The organism is Ruminiclostridium herbifermentans, from assembly GCF_005473905.2.
GTDB lineage: Bacteria > Bacillota > Clostridia > Acetivibrionales > DSM-1351 > Ruminiclostridium > Ruminiclostridium herbifermentans.
The window spans coordinates 1,236,376-1,259,183 of the sequence record NZ_CP061336.1 but is presented as its reverse complement, the minus strand read 5'-3'; the positions used below and the strand labels follow the sequence as shown (position 1 = coordinate 1,259,183).

Annotated in this window: 21 protein-coding genes; all 21 read right to left on the bottom strand. The window is 33.0% G+C overall.

The features are described from left to right. Positions 1-107 precede the first annotated feature (107 nt). Positions 108-680 carry a nitroreductase family protein gene (locus tag EHE19_RS05500; protein WP_137698440.1) on the bottom strand — a complete coding sequence of 191 codons (573 nt, stop codon included), beginning with the start codon at positions 678-680 and terminating at the stop codon, positions 108-110. 916 nt (positions 681-1,596) lie between these two features. Beyond that, positions 1,597-2,424: an ABC transporter substrate-binding protein gene (locus EHE19_RS05495; protein ID WP_137698439.1), complete on the bottom strand. Its 828-nt coding sequence runs from the start codon at positions 2,422-2,424 to the stop codon at positions 1,597-1,599. 210 nt (positions 2,425-2,634) lie between these two features. Then, entirely contained in the window at positions 2,635-3,150 is a 516-nt protein-coding gene (locus EHE19_RS05490; RefSeq protein ID WP_137698438.1) for a hypothetical protein, read from the bottom strand. An 838-nt stretch (positions 3,151-3,988) separates the two neighbouring features. Next, a complete protein-coding gene (locus EHE19_RS05485; RefSeq protein WP_137698437.1) occupies positions 3,989-4,402 on the bottom strand; it encodes a VOC family protein in 414 nt (137 codons plus the stop codon). A gap of 422 nt (positions 4,403-4,824) precedes the next feature. After that, positions 4,825-5,682 (bottom strand): aminoglycoside 6-adenylyltransferase, encoded by an 858-nt coding sequence (locus EHE19_RS05480; protein WP_137698436.1) that lies wholly within the window; start codon positions 5,680-5,682, stop codon positions 4,825-4,827. A gap of 91 nt (positions 5,683-5,773) precedes the next feature. Next, a complete protein-coding gene (locus EHE19_RS05475) occupies positions 5,774-6,145 on the bottom strand; it encodes a sugar phosphate isomerase/epimerase family protein (protein WP_244648334.1) in 372 nt (123 codons plus the stop codon). 382 nt (positions 6,146-6,527) lie between these two features. Beyond that, a complete protein-coding gene (locus tag EHE19_RS05470; RefSeq protein ID WP_137698435.1) occupies positions 6,528-7,454 on the bottom strand; it encodes a hypothetical protein in 927 nt (308 codons plus the stop codon). 16 nt (positions 7,455-7,470) lie between these two features. Further along, the gene (locus EHE19_RS05465) at positions 7,471-8,178 is read right to left on the bottom strand and encodes an MBL fold metallo-hydrolase (protein ID WP_137698434.1); all 708 of its coding nucleotides are present in this window, start codon (positions 8,176-8,178) and stop codon (positions 7,471-7,473) included. A gap of 197 nt (positions 8,179-8,375) precedes the next feature. Continuing rightward, the gene (locus tag EHE19_RS05460) at positions 8,376-9,326 is read right to left on the bottom strand and encodes a YwqG family protein (RefSeq protein WP_137698433.1); all 951 of its coding nucleotides are present in this window, start codon (positions 9,324-9,326) and stop codon (positions 8,376-8,378) included. A gap of 27 nt (positions 9,327-9,353) precedes the next feature. After that, on the bottom strand, positions 9,354-9,971 hold the full coding sequence (locus EHE19_RS05455; protein ID WP_137698432.1) for a flavin reductase family protein: 618 nt from the start codon (positions 9,969-9,971) through the stop codon (positions 9,354-9,356). 16 nt (positions 9,972-9,987) lie between these two features. Beyond that, positions 9,988-11,766, bottom strand: a complete 1,779-nt coding sequence (locus tag EHE19_RS05450; RefSeq protein ID WP_137698431.1) for a glycoside hydrolase family 9 protein — start codon at positions 11,764-11,766, stop codon at positions 9,988-9,990. 390 nt (positions 11,767-12,156) lie between these two features. Beyond that, complete coding sequence (locus EHE19_RS05445) at positions 12,157-13,902, bottom strand: NADH-dependent [FeFe] hydrogenase, group A6 (protein ID WP_137698430.1); 1,746 nt, start codon at positions 13,900-13,902, stop codon at positions 12,157-12,159. 17 nt (positions 13,903-13,919) lie between these two features. Continuing rightward, positions 13,920-15,713, bottom strand: a complete 1,794-nt coding sequence (gene nuoF / locus EHE19_RS05440) for an NADH-quinone oxidoreductase subunit NuoF (protein WP_137698429.1) — start codon at positions 15,711-15,713, stop codon at positions 13,920-13,922. Positions 15,714-15,759: 46 nt separating this feature from the next. Then, positions 15,760-16,128, bottom strand: a complete 369-nt coding sequence (locus tag EHE19_RS05435; protein ID WP_137698428.1) for a (2Fe-2S) ferredoxin domain-containing protein — start codon at positions 16,126-16,128, stop codon at positions 15,760-15,762. Beyond that, positions 16,112-16,708, bottom strand: a complete 597-nt coding sequence (locus tag EHE19_RS05430; protein WP_137698427.1) for an ATP-binding protein — start codon at positions 16,706-16,708, stop codon at positions 16,112-16,114. The genes EHE19_RS05435 and EHE19_RS05430 overlap by 17 nt, the downstream gene beginning before the upstream one ends. A 329-nt stretch (positions 16,709-17,037) precedes the next feature. Next, the gene (gene nuoE, locus EHE19_RS05425; RefSeq protein ID WP_137698426.1) at positions 17,038-17,532 is read right to left on the bottom strand and encodes an NADH-quinone oxidoreductase subunit NuoE; all 495 of its coding nucleotides are present in this window, start codon (positions 17,530-17,532) and stop codon (positions 17,038-17,040) included. 391 nt (positions 17,533-17,923) lie between these two features. Further along, a complete protein-coding gene (locus EHE19_RS05420; RefSeq protein WP_137698425.1) occupies positions 17,924-18,208 on the bottom strand; it encodes a DUF1292 domain-containing protein in 285 nt (94 codons plus the stop codon). A gap of 123 nt (positions 18,209-18,331) precedes the next feature. Further along, complete coding sequence (ruvX, locus tag EHE19_RS05415; RefSeq protein ID WP_137698424.1) at positions 18,332-18,757, bottom strand: Holliday junction resolvase RuvX; 426 nt, start codon at positions 18,755-18,757, stop codon at positions 18,332-18,334. 111 nt (positions 18,758-18,868) lie between these two features. Further along, positions 18,869-19,135, bottom strand: coding sequence for an IreB family regulatory phosphoprotein (locus EHE19_RS05410; protein WP_137698423.1), 267 nt, complete (start codon positions 19,133-19,135; stop codon positions 18,869-18,871). Between the two features lie 126 nt (positions 19,136-19,261). Further along, on the bottom strand, positions 19,262-20,641 hold the full coding sequence (gene mtaB, locus EHE19_RS05405) for a tRNA (N(6)-L-threonylcarbamoyladenosine(37)-C(2))-methylthiotransferase MtaB (RefSeq protein WP_137698422.1): 1,380 nt from the start codon (positions 20,639-20,641) through the stop codon (positions 19,262-19,264). 394 nt (positions 20,642-21,035) lie between these two features. Beyond that, positions 21,036-22,427: a TrkH family potassium uptake protein gene (locus EHE19_RS05400; RefSeq protein WP_244648333.1), complete on the bottom strand. Its 1,392-nt coding sequence runs from the start codon at positions 22,425-22,427 to the stop codon at positions 21,036-21,038. Positions 22,428-22,808 lie beyond the last annotated feature (381 nt).

The following is a 22,808-nucleotide window of genomic DNA, read 5'->3' as shown; positions in this document are numbered from 1 at the left end:
ATTATCTAAAATATAGTAAAACTCCTTCTGGTTAAGAATTTAATATTAACCAAAAGGAGTTTTCAAGCATTATCGAATAATTTATTTTAATACATCTATTTTAGTATTTATTTTACTATCTTTACTCTCTTTGAAATATCTTCTGCTGGCTTTGGTTCAGGCTGTGCCCCAATTCCACCAAAAGGCATCTGTGCATTTAGTATATAGCTGTCTGGTAAATCAAACATTTTTTTAACCATTTCATCAATTACTGGATTATAGTGCTGAAGTGAAGCACCAATCCCTAATTCTCTCAAACCACTCCATATGCTTATTTGAAGCATTCCAGAGGATTGAGAAGCCCACTCTGGAAACCTGTCTGCATATATCGAATATTGCTCCTGCAAGCCTTTGACAACATTTTGGTCGTAAAAATAAAGTATTGTTCCGTAACCATTTTTAAAACTATCTATTTTTTCTCTTGCAACCATCCCTTCGAATGTATCATAAATATTATCCCATAGCTTATCTTGCTTTTCCCCTGTTACAACAATAACTCTTGAACTCTTCATATTAAATGAATCGGGAACTAATTCGGTAGCCTGTTTAACTAGGTCAAATACCTTTATTTCATCTACAGGTAATTGTTTATTAATATTGTAATAAGTTCTTCTTTCCTTTAATGAATCCAAAATTTTCATAATCTCGTCTCCTTCTTTAAACTATAGTATCATTTTATGCTATTAATATTCCCCTAAAAACTCCAAAGGATTTATAGTTTATGCAACTTATAAAATCAAATCTAATATATAATAAATTCTTTCGAACATTATCTAAAATTGAATATACTTCTTAAGCCTAATATCATATGTGGAAGCATTATCATATAAAAGTAATTTTTTCATATAATAAATTGATTGCTATACAACTAGCCATTATCTTGAGCATAGCTTACTTTTCATCTGAAATTTGAGTTAGTAATTCAACTTTCCATTGATAAGTTTAACTGATAAGTTTAACACCTACGATTTTTCAACTGTGAAAGTTGAATTACTAACTTATAGTATTCTAGTTTCTCCATTATAAGTTTTTTCATTATAATATATAATTTACCCTATTTTAGATAAATAAAACTCTCTTTTATAATTATTTCTTTTCAACTAAAAGAAAGAGTTTTTGATGTGAAAATAACAGTAAACGCCTTTTATAATTATTTTTGTTTAACTAAAAGCCTAACGGTTTTTACAATATTAAATCGTATAATTGAATGTACAAAATGCAAGGAGAACTAATAAATTAATTGAGTAAATTACCATCAAGCTAATTATCCAGTAATATTGGCCAATAGATGGGTTTGAAGCTTTCACCTCCGTAAGAATAATCCTCGAAAGCGCAAGGTGATATGAGACAATAGTTAAGTTTGAAGGTTACTCACACCAACACTGTTAAAAATCAGCTATAGATTTTTACATCACAAACTGCTAAGCCAATGTTTTTACGTAAATAAAAAGCCCATAATATTATATAAATATTATGAGCCATTTTACACTCCATATCACCTTTAAGAAATTTTATATCCCAACACTGTTTAATAAGCCATCTTGAGTGCTTCAACTTTTATTCAACATACTCACCAATCAATTTATAAGCTCTTTGTGATGTCATCCAGCCTACAAATTGATCAGCCGCTACTTTATTAACACCTTTTACTTTGTCAGGATTTATAGTTAAAATAGTATATTTACTATTTAAATCATCAGCAGTGTCCATTACAATCTGTAAGTCTATATAGTCTTTAACTGACGAGTATGTAGTCCTATTTGCAAGTGTATATGCATTCTCATTATTAGCTAAATAAATTACTGTTTCAAGGTCTTTATCCTTTGAACTGTACCAGTCTCCTTCTGGTGTTATATTATTTGCCTGCCAAAGCTTCATTTCCTTTTTATTAACTATAGAATCTTTTTCTGCCGAATAAAATAGTGACTTGCTGTCTGCAATCTTCTTGAAAGCTTCCGCAGCACTACCTTTAAGGCTTGATATTCCCGCAGGATCATTTGCAGGCCCTAAAATAACAAAGTAGTTACTTGGAAGTTCGATTCTATTTAAGCCATAGCCATCAGATACAAATTTCTCTTCTAAATTTTTATCATTTATCAGAAGTACATCTGCCTCTCCAGCTTCACCTGATTTTATTGTCTGTTCAGCATCATTAGATATGACTTTTATGCTTAGTCCAGTTTCTTCTTTAATGATTGGAGACAAGTAGTCCAATAACCCCGAATCATCTATAGGTGTAGTTGTTCCAATAACCAACTCAGAACTTTTTGCTTTTCCATTATCTCCAACACATGCTGTTAAAGATAGCATAAAAACTGAAATAATTGAAACAAAAACCCCCACTTTTCTCAACAAATTACTGCTTTTTTTTGAACATGTTAACATTTAGCTCCCCCTTTTCAAAATAAAGGCAAGTCCATTGTTAAGCTTCTAATGATTTTTTATTATTTGAATATTAATATTTGAATTTTAACATTATAAGCTTTAGTGTATTGTGCATGCCTCTAAAGTGATATAAAAATGTTATTAGTACAAATATTTTCATCAATATTATACATTAGGTTAGCATGTCAAATCTAGCCCTTGTTCGACTTATTATTCCATAGTAAATATCTGCTGCATGTTTTCTTTGTCAACCAAGCCATAGTCCCTAATTATATATTCGTATTCTTTGCCTTTTTCACTCTTCCACCTTATCATTTCAGAAGGTATTCCCTCAGGCAAGTTTGTTTGTATATATACAGTTTTATTATCCAGACTGCTATATTTAGCTTTTAATCCCTTTTCTAAAAACTCATTTTTATCAGCGTCAAATTCTACCTCAATATATTCAAATTCCTTAACCTTACCTTGAATAATTACTTCAACAAAGTCATTTTTTAATTCACGTTCTATTTTTATAGCATTTTTATCACTAAAGCCTGCAGGCTCTTCATAGTAGCAATTTATAGTAACTGTAGACTTTTTTTGAGTTGCTGTTTGACTGGACATACTTGCCCCGCTTTTACTAGGCTCTGAGCCAGCCTCATTAGCAGTACTACAGCTAACTAAAAAAAGTGATAAATACAATAAAGTAACCACCAAAATACAATGCTTCATAATATTTTTCATAATATATTATTCACTCCTATAATTTCATCCTTACTATTTAGCCAATTGCGCAAAAGTCATCGGTACAGAAATTTATAAATAGTTTATTGACAAATTAATCAATTATTGCACATAAAAGTCTATCGGCGCAGGGACTTATCAAAAAATTTTATTGTCAAATTAATAAAATTCTATCGGCTTAGGGCTTTATTTAACTGATTATATCGGCAATCAATGTACTATTAACCACATTTTTACCAGTAGCATAGTATATTATAATGGAAAATTCTTCGAGTTTAAAGATAAAATTACTTTTGCTGTCTTATGAAACTAATAGAAATAAATAATGCAACACCTACTATAAATGCCGCTATATAAGCAACAACATTATCCGGATCGCTCGCTAGCTGCTAATACAAAAAAACCTTTTTAACTTCACTATAATCGGGACTATACTCCTTAACTGGATATAATAAAATTATTCCACATGTAGCACCAGCATATAAAATTGACTTCAAAATCCTTAATGTCTTATTTTTATGTATTATTTTTGTAGTCTTATTTTATGTTTTTTTCTAGTCTTAGCCATATTAATAGCAGCCTATCCTCAATTATATTAATATTTTTCATTCGCTTAGAATTCATTATTATGCATACCTATAACTTTACTTCGACTAAAAATATGTAGTAAACTTATTCTAAACTAATAGATTTTTTCTCATCCTCATCTTTACTTACGACCCTATTTTAAAGACTTCTCACCTTATAAATCCTTCAAAACAAAAAATAGCCTGCTAAGAATGATCCAAGGTTTCCAACCCTATAACTTAGAATTTGTTGCTTATTCTCTAAAATTAATTTAAAAGTCACACATTAGTTCCCAGTGAACCCCGAAACGATCCTTCACAGTACCAATTATCACCATGTAAGGTGGCCTTTCCAGCGGTTTTATTACTTCTCCTCCCTCGCTAAGTACAGAAAAAGCCTTTTCAACCTCTTCTGCTGTATCAAACCCAACAGCATAAAACACTTTTTTGGTTAGAATCACTTCCTCTTGGTCGGACAAATCATTAATTCTAACCTCTTGCTCACCAAACATAATCTCTGAATGATAAATGAGTGGTTCTTTTTCCGCATTTGGTTGTTCCCAGCCATTTTTCACAGCATCAGAATAATATAATAAACTCCTTACCGTACAGCCAAAAGCCCTCTTATATAGCTCTATTGCTTCCTTTGCCTCACCGGAAAAACATAATTTCTGTATAAATTTCATGTTAGACCTCCTTAAAATGTATGTAAATCAGTTTACCAATTCCTTAATTCCAATATTACTATATCAAACCCATCAAATCATATCATTATCATAAGAATCTATTGATAATCTAATTACTACTCATTTATTTATTAATAATGAATTTCTAATACTTTTTGTTTTAGTGAAATAAAGATAAAGAATGCCCATACTGCTTATCTTACTAAGTTAGCAAACTAAGTATTTAGCTTTCCTGCTTCAACTTGCTGCAACTCTCATTATATTTAACTCCTTGCCATTATGGATTTGTTTTGCTTTTAAGTTTTGCCTTAAAGTCTTGCCTTAAAGTTTTGATTAAATATATCAAAAAAATAATATCTTTTTTCTTCTTAAATTACTATTCTCTCTTATTCGTTTTTCTATTACGCAGAATGCTCTTTCTGTTATAATTCATTATTTTTCATCTTAAGCAAATATTCCATCATATTGTCATCATCACTTTGATTATACTCATATTCAAAGTAATTGCCCACAAAAGATGCAGTTGTGCGGAAAAGTTCACATGATGCGAAAATTGCTGACCATAAATTTTCAAAATTTGTATATGTTTTTGTATATAATTCATATAACTCATAAGGCAGATATTCTTTAAAATATTTGCCCCACATGCCTGTTGTAACTGTGAAATTTGTATTTATGCCAATATACCACTCAAGCATTTTATCAAGTTCTGCATGAACAGTTTCATGATACATTCGCATTGCATAAGGAAGCTGGTCACGTACAATACCTTTCGCAACATTATTTAGACACCACCAAAACTCATTGCAGCAAGAGTCATATTGGGTCTTGGTTGGTTTCTTTATCCAATACCCTGTATCGTTTGGTGATGGAATAGTGGGCAAAATATTATCCTTATCTAAAAGAGGAATAGTTAAACTATCTGCTAGATACTTCTCATACATGGCTTCTATGATTTGTATATGTAAATCAATACGATTGCCATCCTTGAATAGCATTAGCCAACAATAAGAACGGCTATAGTCTGCACTTTGCCCCCAGCCTAAATCATTTGAATCTGGCTCCTGTACCATTGCAATATCCCCAAAATTCAATATCCAACTCTTGTCTTTTAAGAAAGGTGCTGTTTCAGTTACAACATAAACAATATCAAAATCCTGATATTTATCCTTTTTTACATTAGGATTAACTCGAGAACCATTCATATAAACTGCTCGAATGCGCTCGTCGGCTTTTGCAATATTAAGTATCAAATCAAACATTTCTTGTTCTGTTCGCATTATATCTAGCTCCTGAAATATGGATAGTAGTTGAGGTTTGTCTGTTTTTTATTATTTGGTGAATCTTAATGCTTCAAGCCTTTTAGCTCTTTCAAATGCTTTGTATAAAAAATTCCTCATCTTCCAGTTCCTTATAACTCCAATTCATAGCCTCTATTGCAGTTGCACCTGAATAACCCGTATCTGCGAGCTTTTTCATTGCAGCAGGCCAGTCAATTGTACCGTCAAAAGGTAACTGATGTAAGGTGTTTCCATTATAATCATGTAAATGTAATGCCACCAAACGTGAGCCGTACATGGATAAAAGATCAAAGCTCGGATAATATTTATAGTGATGGCAACAGTCATAGCAAAATCCAATACGTTGGGAATCTACTTGCTGTAACATAAAAGACAAATTATTAAAATTCTTTAAATTTTCTTGTGCTACATTGACTCCAAGCTGTTCAGCCTTTTCAGCCATTTTCTTGATTCTATCCAGTCCTATACATTGTATGGTTTATCATCATTTGGCAGATGTACCACCATGGTCGGAATCTCAAATTCGGCACAATCTGCAATGTAACTATTCTACACCAAACCCAAAATCCCTCCCAATATATATCATTTTTCCCAATTGTATAGTTTACACCCAACCTATTTTACATATATTTACAAATAACCTTTTATTTGAAAGCAACAAAAAAGACGCCATTTCCACAACAGCATCTCATATGTTTCACTTATACCATATCAAATTAATAAAAATATTTTACAAACAATTTATACCGCAAACGTTTCGTTTAAATGATTTCTATAATAATAACTTTTGCGTTTCAATATATCCAATTCTAGCAACATCACCACTACCACTCTTCTGTAAAACTAAAATTCATTAGTTCAAATTTTCCTTCGTTATATTCCACATCAGCACTGATTTTACCTATGTAGCAAGCTTGTGGTACGTTTTCGCAAATGATACCCACACCAAATTCAGATTTTAATTTGTTATTTTCACATGTAAATGAGACTATACTTGCAAAATACAATTCTGAACTGATTTTTCCATACTCATCGGTTTGAAATTCCTTAAGGCTTACAGTATATGATTTAGTGTCAATACTGATTTTTCCCATCAATTGACCTGAATCAAGATAAGTTTTAAAAGAAATTTTATCCTTTAACTGACTTATATAATCGTCAGCGCTAAACATATGGTCTTTATAGTCTTCTGTCTTTTTATTTTCTGATTGGTTCTCTAAAGATATGTTAACATTGGACAATTCGATAATATGTAATTCCTGTATTGAAACGCCTGTACCTGAGTCAGTATATAAAATAACGGAAAGTTCATCAAGCCCATCTTTATCAAAATCTCCCAGCTGCATTTGTGGAAGGATAAACCTTGGTGTTAAGCATATCCAATCATAATAACTTTTATTTCCACCAATGCTTAATATTACTTGACCATCTTTCGTGTCATATAGATATATTTCCTTCTCTGGTATAGCTGCTAATAATGGCAGCTTTGACGCCTCGTATTCCTCAGGTGTAGTAATAACCTTTTTATTCTTGTCATTAAACTCTTTTTCGATATCACTTTCTAAAATATCCTTATGGGATAACTCTAATTGTTCCTCTATCGAATGTGAAGAACTTGAAGAGCTCTCTTTCTGGGTATTCATCCCCGCTTGAACTAATATGTTATTGCTATTATCACATGAAGCAACAAACAAGACTATCACTAATAAATACATACTAGCCAATATCTTTGTTTTCGACTTAAATAACATATCTCAAGCCCTTTCTTTAAGCCCTCTCCTCAACTTTTCTATATACCCCACCATGATAACAAATATATGTATTTGCCTCATAGCCTAATATTTTTGAAATAGATTTGTTTGAATTTTCTATATCCAGTGTAAATTGAGGATTTGCTATAACTAACTGATTATTCTCTAATGCAGCAGCATCACCAGTTATTATTGTTCTATGCTTCCTTAAATACAATGATATATGCCCTGGAGTGTGACCCGGTGTGCCGACTATTTCACAGCCCCCGCACCAGTCCATAGTGTCACCATCATTTACAATTATATCTACTTTAGCTGGCTTAACAGCCTTCAAGACCTTGCAAAAAGCCAGCCCAAACGGCTTCTGCTCATCGCTTAAGGTTTCTTGCAAAGCTTCTGCCTGTTTTAGCCTTAATGATACCTTTTCTCCTGAAATATATGGTGCCTCCAATTTACTTGCAACAACCTTTATATTGGGATATTTAGCTTTGAAATCTGCCAAAGCACCCATATGGTCATGGTCATGATGTGTAATTAATATTTTTGTAAGCCTATTACAATCTAGATTTTCTGCTTTTATAGCCTCTTCAATAGCAGATAAAGCCCCTGTATATCCACAATCCACAAGTATCATTTCAGTATCATCCATTAAAATAATAGGATGTATCACATCTTCTATTTCACCAAACTTAAACTTTACATTTAAAACTATTATATTCTTCATAAGAAAATCCTCGTATTTATCATATATGCTATTGACTCAAACTCCGCAGTTGAAAATACTCCTTAAATAATTTTATAAGGTAGCATGGAACAAGCTTACTGAATAAATACAATTCTACCATCCATTAGATAACTTAGTTGTAAGTATTACCCATCAAAAGTGCCTATTATGAATCTCAAATAATTCAGCTTAAATATCTAATAACACTGCAAAATCAGCCAACAGTTATCAAAATTACAATTTTTCAAATCATCTTTCTTTATGTAGAAATATATACGACCGCAATCTCCAAACATTAATTCAAAACTACCCTTTGTAACAGTATCCAGTTGAAAAAGCAGCTGCCACTGTTCACTATTTTCATGCATCTCCTTTAATTTTTGGGATTCAACATCTGTGCTACTACCACAATAAATGCCATTCGTAACCTTTTCACATTCTAGAAGCATTGAGTTTTGAATAATGTCAGCATAACCTAACAATTTACTTATTGTCTCCTCCGGTTCATAGCCTGACAAAACTCTTTCTTCATCATATACATCCCAATTGCTATAATTATATAACTCTGAAAACTCCTCATAATCTGGCAAATCATACTTCTCAGAAAAATTCAATTTAATTTCAGGCAGCCTAAATTCAGCTTCCATATCAACTGGAAAATCTGTTCTTGACAACTCTGATAAATTTCTGTTAAAATAATAAACTCTTGCGCTTCCTTTATCCTTGGGATCAAATCCCCAAGTCATAGTTGATAATTCATAGAAGAAATAAATGATACCCTTTTCTGGTAATAAATTATCCTTATCATATTTTTTAACTTCTTCACAATTAATTTGAGCTAAGAAGCTTAGAGGTCTTTCTTCAGTAATACCCTCATAATTTTCTCCTGTATAATAGTACCAATCAAATCCCTTAGGTAAATCAGGCTTTCCTCCAAACTTTGAGGCTCCTATTGGCAACTCAAGATTATTAACCGCATCAAAATCAATTTTTATTGATGTCTTAGCTATCTCTTCGAACTTCTTCACTAAATCTATTTCAGTTTCCATGCTACTAGCCTCCCTATAGCTACTATAATCTACAGAACTGGATGTACCTAAAACTGACATAATTAATAGCAACAAAAAACTTATTATCTTATTAAACATGCCAACCTCCCAAAAGCACTCCTCTTTCTACTTCCTCTTTCTACCCCTACTCTTCCTCACCAAGTCTGTCCTCTTTAAATTCTTCCTCTTTGTAACCGAATATCCGAAAAAACCTAACGGCTTTGAAAGAGAAAAATATTCACCATGAGAATAACAAATCAAGTCAGCTTTTTTCAAATCTAGCTTTCCCTTATCGTCAAGCAGTTCTTCCTTCACATTGGTTGCAACAACTTCAGCAATAAACATATCATGAGAACCAAGTTCTATGACCTGCTTTACAATACATTCCAAATTTGAAGGGCTTTCTTTTATCATAGGAGCACTTACAATAGAAGCCTTTTCAGGTGTCAGCTTCATGGCTTCAAATTTATCAAGATCTCTGCCTGATTTCACACCACAAAAATCTGTAGCAAAGGCAAGTTCTTTTGTGGTTAAATTAATTACAAATTGGCCTGTCTCTTTTATTAGTGCGTGAGAATAACGTTCTTTTCTTATTGATATTGATACCATAGGAGGATTAGAATTTATTGTACCTGCCCATGCTAATGTAATTATATTGGGTTTACCATTTTTATCTGCACAAGATACCATTACAGCAGGTACAGGATTTAACATGGTAGATGGTTTCCAAACTTGCTTTGCCAAATTAATACCTCCTATATTACCTTTGCTGATTTAAATATCCAAAAACGAATATTGCTGGCGAATTCCAATATGTTGCAACCTCATTGGTTCCATAGGATGACATATCATCAATATAGCATTTTGCAGGAGCAAGTCCTGATAGCTTAGATTTTGATACACTATCATCTAATGTAGAATTAGGGCCGCCAACAACTAAACCAGGTACAGGCTGTTTTACTGTATCACCTAAAGAAGGTCTGTGATGAGGCTGCATAACTTGCTTAGAACCAAAGCCTGTTATATAACATTGGCTGAGCGTATTTCTGCCCATTAAATAGTGTGCCGCATTTTTCGCTGTTTCAGTATATTCTTCATTATTGCTGAGCCTATCAGCCACCAGCAAATGTTTAGCATGGTTGGCAACATTCATATTGCTTCCCCATGTATACTCCAGCTTGTGCATTGCAAGAAAATACCCGTCTTTTTTTGCAGTATCTACAAACATATCAGCTTTTTCTATCCAACTCTTTCTTATTTCTTCAGATTTCTTTAAATCAATCTTATCTGAATCACAAAACATATATGCTATTGCGGCATAACCACTAACATTCTGCCAGCCAAGTCCAAATCCATTTGAGTGAAAATTTTTAACAAAATAATCACCATACTTTTTTTCTCCTGTAGTTCTAAAAAGTTCTGCAGCAGCCCAAGCTATTTCATCTGAGCCTGAATTATCACCATATTCACCAGTTAATATATCAGAAGGATTTTTAAACTCAACAAATTTAGAATTATTCTCAAGCCATGTCCATGCCTTCAGTGATGCATTTAAGCAGCTATTGGAAAATCCAGAATTTATATCCTTATATATTCTTGCAGCCATAGCAGTTACTGCAGCAAAGTCAGCTGTTGCAGTCGTAGATATAGGCATTACATACATATCATCCACATCAATATCTGGCATTAAGGTCATATCGGGAAACCCCATCGCCGTTACCTTGTGATAAACGCCTCCTGATAATTTATCCTGCATTTTTAACATCCAATCAATACCATACTTAGCTTCATCAAGTATATCTGGTATGTTGTTTGAACTTTCAGGAATATTTGTATTATCAGTAAAGCTATTTGGATAAAACTCATATGCCATCAACAAATCAGCCGCTGTAACTGCTGCTGGAACGACATATCGTCCATAATCACCAGCATCATGCCAGCCTCCGCTAACATCTATTTCTTTATCGTCACTACCATATATTTTGGCCATAGATTTGTGACAGGCTCCATGTGTATATTCACCTGCATGATTGCTATCTAACTCAATCCCACAGCGCTGCAAATATAATGCCTTTAACATTCCATCGGCAATTCCCGTGTATATACTCTTATCACCTATTTTAAAAGTGTAGGACTTACCTAACTCTGGTATTGATATGTAGTATTGTCCTGCACTGGTAATTTCCGAAAAATCAGCATAACATACCGTATCTCCACTGGAGTCATCCTTAACCTTTCCATCAAGATTTTTCGTCAAAACTACTTTATTATTAGTAGCATCAACCACATTGAACGAACTATACTGTCCATTAATAACAGCGATTTTTTTGTCTGAACTAAAATAACCTATTTGATTAACATGAATATTTTCACTAACAAGTTGTTCCACAGTTTGATTAACCCCCGTTGTAGCAGCACTTGTACTTTGTGTTGCTGTTGCTTGAGAATCAGTTTCTGATTTTTGCAAAGCACATGAGGTCATTGATAAAATCAAGCTAACAGACAATGAAAGAACTATTGCATTTTTTATTCCATACATAGTACATATACCCTCTTAAATAATAGTTATATTGCATTTTTATAAATGCTAAGTATATTATATAGATTTTTAGTAGGAAAGTATATAGATAAGTGTGTTTTTGATTTTGCAGCAAAATATAATAAACACATAAAAAACACTCTAAATATATAATTCTATTTTTCTTACATAGTACTTTAAAGCAAATTTTAACTAACTATTTTCCTTTACTTACGTCATTTACGCTTTAAAACCTTTACCCCACAAGTTATTGGCATTATGCAAATTAAGTTTTTTAAAGCAAAATGGTTTTGGAAAAGTATCAAAACAATAAAAGGTTCTAAAATCCAAATACAGCAAAAGCTTTACTTGAATCTTAGAACCTTTGTATTATAATACTAACCAAAAAGACTATTTTTCTGGATAATTGGCTCTAGCTGTATAATGAGTATGCAATAACTCATGTGCCTTGTGGCTTCCTGGTTTCTCAAAATACTCTTCATACATCTTCTTTACAATTGGATTTTCATGGGACTTTCTGATTGGTAAGCTTGCATCTTCTTCATATATAGCCTTTGCTCTCTCAGCTCTCAAATCAGTCCAGCTTCTAACAGAAGATGGCTGTATAGGCTGTCCGCCACCATTTACACATCCACCTGGGCAAGCCATAATTTCAACGAAATCATATTCTGCTCCATCCTTCATGCTATCAAGAAGCTTTCTAGCATTACCTAAACCATTTGCAACTGCAGCCTTAATTTTCTTCCCGCCAAACTCAACTGTGGCTTCCTTGATTCCTTCTGTACCTCTAACAGCAGTATATTCAATATTGTCTAGAGATTTACCCTCTAAAATCTCAGCAACAGTTCTAAGAGCGGCTTCCATAACACCACCAGTTGCACCGAATATTACAGCTGCACCAGTTGCTTCACCCATAGGATCGTCAAATTCTCTATCTTCAAGATTATTAAAGTCAATACCAGCCTCTTTTATCATTTTAGCAGCTTCTCTAGTTGTAAGAACAACATCAACATCAGCTAAGCCATTAGCAGATAATTCAGGTCTTGCAGCCTCATATTTCTTAGCAGTACATGGCATTATTGAAACAACAAATATTTTTGCTGGATCAATTCCCATCTTCTCAGCATAATATGATTTTAATACAGCACCAAACATTTCATGAGGTGACTTACATGAAGAAAGATTGTCTAGGAATTCTGGGTAGTTGTGCTCACAGAATTTAATCCATCCTGGACTACATGATGTTATAACAGGAAGCTTTCCGCCATTTTGAATTCTATTGAGGAGTTCTGTTCCCTCTTCCATTATTGTTAAGTCAGCAGCAGTATCTGTGTCAAATACCTTAGCAAAACCTAATTTACTTAATGCTGCAACCATTTTTCCTGTGCATCTAGTTCCTATTGGTAAGCCAAATTCTTCACCAATTGCAACTCTAACAGCAGGAGCAGTCTGAACTACTACATGAAGTTCTGGATTTGCTAAAGCCTTCCAAACCTTATCTGTATCGTCCTTTTCTCTTAATGCTCCAACAGGACAAACACTTATACACTGTCCGCAATTAGTACATGGAACATCTGCCAAGGATAAATCAAATGCACAGCCTATAGCTGATTTGAAACCTCTTTCAGTAGCACTTATAACATTAACAGTCTGCACATCTTTACATACACTTACACAGCGTCTGCAAAGAATACATTTATTCTGATCTCTTACAATTGAAGGTGAGAAATCATCTAATGGATAGTTATTTGTTTCACCCTCAAATCTGAGTTCTTTAATGTTTAACTCTTCAGCAAGAGTTTGTAATTCACAATTTTTGCTTCTAACACATGTTAAGCACTTTTTATCATGATTTGATAAAATAAGTTCTAAAGTAACCTTCCTTGCTTCTCTAACGCTTGGACTTTGAGTATATATTTCTAAGCCTTCTGATACAGGATATACACATGAAGCTTGAAGAGTTCTTGCTCCCTTTATCTCAACAAGGCACATTCTGCAAGCGCCTACTTCGTTTATATCTTTTAGGAAGCAAAGTGTTGGTATTTTTATATTAGCCTGTCTAGCTGCCTCTAAAATAGTTAAACCTTGTTCAACTTGAAGTTTTTTGCTATCTATTGTAATATTTACTGTTGCCATTTTTACACTCTCCTCCCTTATATTTTTGAAATAGCTTTGAATGGACATTTTTCCACACAAGCACCGCATTTTGCACATTTAGCCTGATCTATAACGTAAGGAACTTTCTTTTCTCCACTGATACAGTTCATAGGACAAACTTTTGCACACAATCCGCAGCTCTTACACTTAGCAGCATCAATAGTGTATTGAAGCATAGCTGTACAAACACCTGCTGTACATTTCTTATCTTTAATATGTGCCTCATATTCGTCTCTAAAGTATCTTATTGTACTAAGAATAGGGTTTGGAGCTGTTTGACCCAATCCACACAATGCAGCAGTTTTGATATTCTTTGCTAATTCCTCAAGCTTTTCAATATCTCCTTCTTCACCTTTTCCTTCAGTGATTCTTGTCAATATCTCAAGCATACGCTTAGTTCCAATTCTACATGGAGGACATTTACCACAGGACTCATCAACTGTAAATTCCAAGAAGAATTTAGCTATATCAACCATACAGGTATCTTCGTCCATAACAATAAGTCCGCCAGAACCCATCATAGCACCGATTGAAAGCAATGAATCGTAATCAATAGGTATATCCAAATGCTCTGCAGGAACACATCCGCCTGAAGGTCCTCCCATTTGAGCAGCTTTAAATTTCTTACCCTTTGGAATTCCTCCGCCTATGTCATAAACAACTTCTCTTAGAGTTGTACCCATTGGTACTTCAACAAGACCAGTATTATTAATCTTACCACCAATTGCGAAAACCTTTGTTCCTTTACTCTTTTCAGTTCCGATGCTTGAGAACCACTCAGCACCCTTTAATATAATAACTGGTATATTAGCATAAGTTTCAACGTTATTTAATATTGAAGGCTTCTGCCATAGACCCTTAACTGCTGGGAATGGAGGTCTTGGTCTTGGCTCACCTCTGTGACCTTCAATTGATGTCATTAGCGCAGTTTCTTCACCGCAAACAAATGCTCCCGCACCAAGTCTAATTTCTAAATCAAATTTGAAGCCAGTACCGAGAATATTGTCACCAAGTAATCCATATTCTTTAGCTTGCTCAATAGCAATTTGTAATCTCTTAACTGCTATAGGGTACTCTGCTCTTACATATACAAAACCTTGTGATGAACCAATTGCATATCCTGCTATTGCCATCGCTTCAATAAGTGAATGTGGGTCTCCTTCAAGAACACTTCTATCCATGAATGCTCCTGGGTCACCTTCATCGGCATTACAACATACATATTTAACATCATTTACCTGCTGTGCAGCAAAACTCCATTTTAAGCCTGTAGGGAATCCTGCGCCACCTCTTCCTCTTAAGCCTGATTGTTTCATTACGTCAATAACCTCTTCAGGCTTCATTTCAGTTAATACTTTCTCAAGTGCTTTATAACCGTCAAATGCTATATATTCATCTATGTTTTCAGGATTAATAAGTCCGCAGTTTCTTAATGCAATTCGAGTTTGTCTTTTAAAGAAATCAACACCCTCTAGTGATTTTGATATATCCTCAGCTTCCTTTTCACCAGCAAGCAGCCTCTTTACTATTCTTCCTTTAAGCAAATGCTCTTCTACTATCTCTTTTACATCAGAAACCTCTACTCTAGTATACATTGCACCTTCTGGGTACACTACAACAATAGGACCCTCTGCACAAAGACCAAAACATCCTGTTTTAACTATTTGAACTTCCTTGTCCAATTTGTTTGCTAAAAGTAAAGTGTTCATTTCTTCCATTACTTTTACTGAGTTGGAAGATGTACAACCAGTACCTGCACAAACCAGCACATGTGCTCTATATAAATGCATTTTTTAAAACCTCCTCACAATTATTTAGGAATAAACAATATATTTATTACTTCTCTACCGCTCCAATAGTCAAGTCAAGGCACACTTGGCCGTTAACTATATGTTCAACAACCACTCTCGCCGCTTTTTCAGCAGTCATTTTAACATAGGTAGTTTTATTTCCGTCTTTGTCAATAACCTCTACAACTGGCTCAAGCTTACATACACCAATACAGCCTGTCATAGATACGGAAACGTTATTTAAACTTCTTTTATTTATTTCTTCAACAAATGCATTCATAACTGGTCTAGCACCTGCCGCAATACCACATGTAGCCATTCCTACAACAACTCTGATTCCATCAGCATTTGTTCTCAGAGAAATTTTTTCAAGAGTCTTCTTTCTTATCTCCTCTAATTCAGCTATCGATTTCATTAAGTACACCTCCAAAAATATTTTTTAAACCTTCATTAATATACTCTTTCAACCACTGTATAACTGCGAATTCATTTATACTAATCAAATTTTGCATTTCACTTCCGCCATCTTCACCGTTAAGGGTTTTCTTTATTTCTTCCGTATCAAGTATAAATGTTCCCTTCACGCTCTCTGCCAGCAAAATAAAATGGGTATCCGGACTTGCAGTTATTAATGCAGTCATTGTGCTTCCAACGTCACCTATAGGAAGTCGGTCAATATGGTCAATTGAAAAAGTAGCAAATACTTTTGTTCCTATATTTTTTTCAGAGCAAATATTGAATTCGCCTTCACATTTAAGTGCAGATTCTTTAAGCATAGGTATTCCCAACCCAATTTTCCTAGTGGTCCTTGTAGTTGTAAATGGATCATCAACTTTTTTTAAAAAATCACTGTCCATACCGATACCGTTATCTTCAATTATTAATCCAAGTTTATTGCACTCAGCCTTTTCGAAAATATGTAATTTAACAATTGTTGAATTTGCTTTTAAAGAATTTTGAACTATATCAAGAATGTGAAGTGACAAATCCCTCATAAAAATACTCCGTAATCCGTTCATTAAATTAATATTTGAGTTCTTTTTATAACGCCTAGATTCAAAATGAAATTTATCGATTTTAAATAACTATTATCTTAAAGTTTTTCGTTCCTTAAAACCTCGTTCTTAAAATTCGATCGAAAAAATCTAATCGAAAAAAATCCAATCGAATAAATTTAATCGAAAAATTCAACAGAAAAAATTCAATCTTAAAAAACTTCATTAACATCAGCGGCGTATAATAGAGGCAGGAATCATTCTCACCGTCTAAAATTCAAAGCAGTAACCTCCCCACTTATAAAAGCGGAGGACATTTTCTCGCCTCATTATAGGTCTTTATATTTTTCTAGAATACCAGCAACATCATCAGCTACTAGTCTTCCATGAACATCTTCATTTATTGTAAGTACTGGAGCAAGACCACATGCACCTATACATCTGCATGCATCAAGTGAAAATTTTCCATCTGGAGTACACTGTCCAACATCAATACCCAATAATTCTTTAAATTTTTCGAGTATTTCCCCGGCACCCTTTACATAACAAGCAGTACCTAAACAAATATTAATACTAAAACGACCTTTTGGATTTAGTGAGAACTGGGTATAAAATGTAACAACGCCATAGATTTCAGCCAATGAAACATTAAGTCCCTCTGAAATCTTTTTAAGAACATCAACAGGTAAATAGCCATATGCTTCTTGCGCTTCATGCAGCACAGGAATCAAAGCACCCCTTGTGTCCTTGTATTTTTCAATAATTTCTTTGAGCTTCAAGTCATTTTGATCTACGCATCCGCAGCAACACTTGTTTTCACTCATTAATTAGACCTCCCTTAACAGCATGTTAATATATTCACAATATCGTTAATATTATAACAAATTATTATTACATATACAACAACTTGTTATAAAACTTGAAAGAAATTTAAATTTTTTGAAGATTTTATATTTGTACTCGATTCGCAGTTGAATATAATATTTAAGCCTAGCAATTAAGTGTGACAGCAATATCAAATGAAAAGACATATAATTTCATAAAAATAAGTTAGTTTACTGAATAACAAATCTGGTAAACTTGAGAATAACTTGTCTTTTCATTCGATAGCTAGATTATAAATAATTGCATTAATTAATTTACGAGGCCAAGTTTGAGTTTTTGCACATCAAAAAAAACTATAAGCCTTTCAGCCTATAGTTTTTAATATTCAAATTATTCATCAAAGTCGTATTCTTCTTCCATTCTTTCTTTAAACTCTTCAAAAACCTCATTTAATTCTTCTTCATTATCAACTGTTATAAAGGCATCTTCACCGTCTTCATTGTGGTCTACCTTTAGAATAACAACTTCATCAACTTCCTCATCCTGCTCATCTAATGGAAGCAGAATAACGTATTCATTTCCATTCATTTCAATTGTATCAAGATGCTCGAACTCAACTTCTTCTCCATCTTCTCCAATTAAAACTACAATATCATCTCTTTCATCTTCACCCATATCTATTTCCTCCTAAATATCCGAGTTTATATTTTAGAATCATGTGTAAATATTATTAAGTATTACTACATGAATTATTCAAATACCGTTCTATCATAACACACTTGTACATTATTTCCAACATTAAGTTTTATTATTTGCTTGTCTATCCAAATATCCTTGTAGTATAAACACTGCAGACATCGTATCTACTATATTCTTCTTGTTAGTCGCCTTAATGCCAAGTTCGTTCATGGTTCTGTGAGCAGAAACAGTTGTGAGTCTCTCATCCCATTTAATAATGTTAAACTCTCCAAAGGATAGAAGCTTATTAATAAATTCTTCTGTTCTCTCAGCCCTTGGACCCTTAGTACCATTCATATTTAAAGGGTATCCAATAACAATATCTTTTATATCATATTGGGTAATTATTTCTTGAATTCTAGATAATGCCTTCTTTAGTCCATCCTTGCATTTTACAGTTTCAATACCCTGAGCTGTCCAACCCATAGGGTCACTAACAGCAATGCCTATCCTTGAATCTCCATAGTCTATGCCTAATATCCGCATCTATTTCCTCCATAACCAACACATGCCAGCAATATGCATAACTTGCATAGTCTAATATACAAATTAATAGGCATTCCCATATAGCGAGAATGCCTAATGTGTCATAATTATTTATTCAGCAGCATTATTATTACTCTCTAGATAAAATTTCAAAACCTCTTCAAGAAGTTCATCTCGTTCTAGTCTTCTAATAATACTTCTTGCATTCTTAAAGTTTGTAATGTAAGTAGGATCTCCTGATAATATATATCCTACCATTTGATTAATAGGATTATACCCTTTTTCTTTCAACGCTCCATACACGGAAATCAGTATTTCCTTTGCTTCGTTCTCCTTGTCATTATCTACATTGAACATCATTGTTTCGTTAATACCCATCATATCACCTTCCTACCGCAACTGACTTAAAACTCCATTCTTAAGTATGGATAATCCTACATATCTATACTAATACATCCTGCTTCCTTTTGCAACCAAAAATTGTCCTTTAATGCCTTTAAATAATTATGCCTTCAAAATTATGCCTTCAAAGAAATCACCATTAACCTTTTCCAGCTTTGTGTTTTTTAAAACACCCTTTAACTCTTTGCCACCTTCTGCTATAACCCTTATATAATTCTTTGTAAGACCTTCCATGAATCCTTTTTTGCCATGCAACTCTTGTTCGTAAAGTACTTCCATCTCTCTTCTCACATAGTTATCTAAATACTCTCTTTCAAGATTATTAGATAATTCCAGCATTAGCTGACTTCTTCTTTCTTTTTCTTGGGGGCTTACTTGATTATCAAAGCTTGCGGCAGGCGTTCCAGTCCTTGGCGAGAACTTAAAAACATGTATCTTAGAAAATCCCATTTCTCTAGCAAAATTTAAGGATACTTCAAAGTCTTCTTCTGTCTCTCCTGGAAATCCTACCATTATATCTGTTGTTATAGCAACATCAGGAATATGCCTCTTAAGAAGCTCTACAGAATATCTATACTCATTGGTGGTGTACTTCCTGTTCATTGCTTTAAGTGTGTTATCACAGCCACTTTGCAAAGATAAGTGATAATGAGGACATAGCTTTGGCATCTTATTAGCGGCTTTCACAAATTCCTCAGTAATAGTAGTTGGTTCTAAAGAACCTATTCTTATTCTTTTAATTCCTTCAATTACATTTATTCTTTGTATTATATCAAGCAAGCTTGTTGTTTTTAAATCTTTCCCATATGAAGCAAGATGAATACCTGTCAGTACAATTTCTGTAAAACCATTTTCAGATAACTCTTTAACCTCTTGTATTATAGCCTCTGGTTTTCTGCTCCTGATTGGGCCTCTGGCATAAGGTATTATGCAATATGAGCAAAATTGACTGCAGCCCTCCTGTATTTTCAAGCAAGCTCTGGTTCTCTCTTTATATGAGCTTACCTTTAGTTCTTCAAAATCTCTAGTAGACATAATATTATCAACTGCATTTATTTTACATTCCCCTTCTTCTATTCTGTTAATATAATCTAATATTTTGTCCCTATCTTTAGTGCCTATTACCATATTAACTTCTGGTATCTTCAGAATTTCATTAGAAGAAGTCTGAGCATAGCATCCCATTACTACAACTATTGCATTAGGATTGTTCTTTTTTGCCTTTCTGATTGATTGCCTTGATTTTCTATCACTAAGGCTGGTAACTGTACATGTATTAATTATATAAACATCTGAACTTTGTTCAAAGGGTACAACCTCATACCCATTTTGTTCAAAAATTGATGATACGGCTTCCGATTCATATTGATTTACCTTACAACCGAGAGTAAATATTGACATTCTTTTTTTACGCTTATATATTTTTAAAAACTCTTCATTATCAAGTGATAAGTCTATATTTTCATTATCTAAATTCTGCATTGATACTATTTTCCTTCCGATATTTTAACACAAACTATATTTTTTTAGCGAAGCAAAAAAAAACACTATAACTTTTATGAATTTTTGAAATACTTATATTTCCAGATTATTAGAGTATATTTCTCGCTGAAATACCTCTTATGCATTAAAATTTTCTGCAATCAAAAAAATCGAAAAATTTTATTTTAAATCCAGACGTTATAAAGTATAACATTTTGCGTATAAGCTGTATACGGGCATTATATAATAAAAGAATATAACTCAAACTTTACTGTTATATATCGCTTAGAGACTTTATTAACTTCAGGTGATGCTTCAATATCAAATAAAATCTGTCTGCAGTAACCGTAATAACTTTTGTAACAAAATGTATCCATCCTGTATTAAATCCTTCTTATCCTATTAATATTTTGGCTTCTGGATATACCATATCCGATGTTCTTCTCGATTGCTTTAATGTAAGCGCAATAGCAAAGGATAATGGTCCAACTCTGCCAAGAAACATAGTTAAAATTATTAGTGACTTACTAATATTGTTCATAAATGCAATAGAACCTAATGTTGATCCAGTTGTTCCAAATGCTGATACCGTTTCGTATAATATATTAAGAAAAGAGAAATTGGGTTGCATAGAAACAATAGCTGTTGCAATAACAGTTACAACAATCATGCTTAGACCAGTTATTGACAGCGCTTTGTTTACAGTATACTGATTTATTCTATTTTTAAACAAAACAATACTGTCCGAGCCCCTTACTTGGGAAAAAATAGCCATAATAAGTACGCCAAAGGTAGTTATCTTTATACCTCCTCCAGTTGAGCCAGGAGCTGCTCCCACAAACATTAGGAAAAGTGTGAATACCTTTGACATTTCCTTCATCTCTCCGACATTTATTAAGTTAAAACCAGCAGTTCTTGCTGCTGTAGATTGAAAAAAGGAAACATTAATTTTCTCAATCAAACTCATTGGTCCTATTGTCATAGGGTTACTGTACTCATTTACAAAGAAAAACAAAGTTCCTGAAATAAGCAAAAATGCAGAAATGGCAAGTACCAGCTTTGTATGAAACATCAATTGCTTATTTCTTCTGTACTCATACAAATCTCTCCAAACTGAAAATCCAAGTCCTCCTATAATAATCATTACAGCTAAAGTATATATGATGATTGGATCATTATAAAAAGGTGTCATATTTAGGTATTCGCCTTTGACAACAGCACTAGTAATATCAAATCCTGCATTGCAAAAGGCTGAAATAGAATTAAAAATCCCCATATAAATTCCAATAGCACCAAATTGAGATGCAAATCTTATAGAAAAAATTAAAGCACCAATCAACTCAATTATAAGAGTTACTGTTACAATTTTCTTTATTATTTTGAGAACATCAGAATAACTAAAAAAGTTTATTGACTCTTGTGCCAATATTCTCCCCTTTATTCCAACCTTTTTTCTAAGTAATATTGAAAAAAAGGCTGCTAAAGTTATAATTCCTAAAGCACCTATTTGAACCAGCGTCAAAATTATTATCTGCCCAGCAGTTGACCAATAGGTGTAAGTATCATAAACAACTAAACCTGTTATACAGGATGCAGAAGTAGCTGTAAACAGGGCATTAATAAATGGTGTCCATTCCCCTGTTCTAGAAGAAAAAGGCATAGACAAAAGGATTGAACCAATTAATGTTAACGCAACAAAGCTAAGAACAAGCATTTTTGTTGGAGCAATTTTAAAAAAATATCGTTTTTTATGTTTATCTTTTTTATTATATGTTAAGTAAATCAATTTCTCACCTTCTTAAAATAACAAACTTAAACCCCGCACATAATATTTAGTATATTAAAATGCTAAGTTTGAAAACCAAATAATGTGGTATTATTATAAATGAATATATTAAACTAATATTACAAAAAAAAATAATATTAGTATAGTATATCATTATTATTTTTATAATTAAATGCATAATTATTAATAAAATTTATTTTTATGTTAACCGTATTTATACTATTGTAACAAATCTAAGTAATATTAATAATATATGTCTTGTTGATATGTATAAATAATGGTACAATGTTAGTAATTTCTGATATATCCGATTTATTAACTTAACATTACAATTTAATATAGTAGTTTACGGTTGAACGAATAAAGAAATATAAAAAGTAG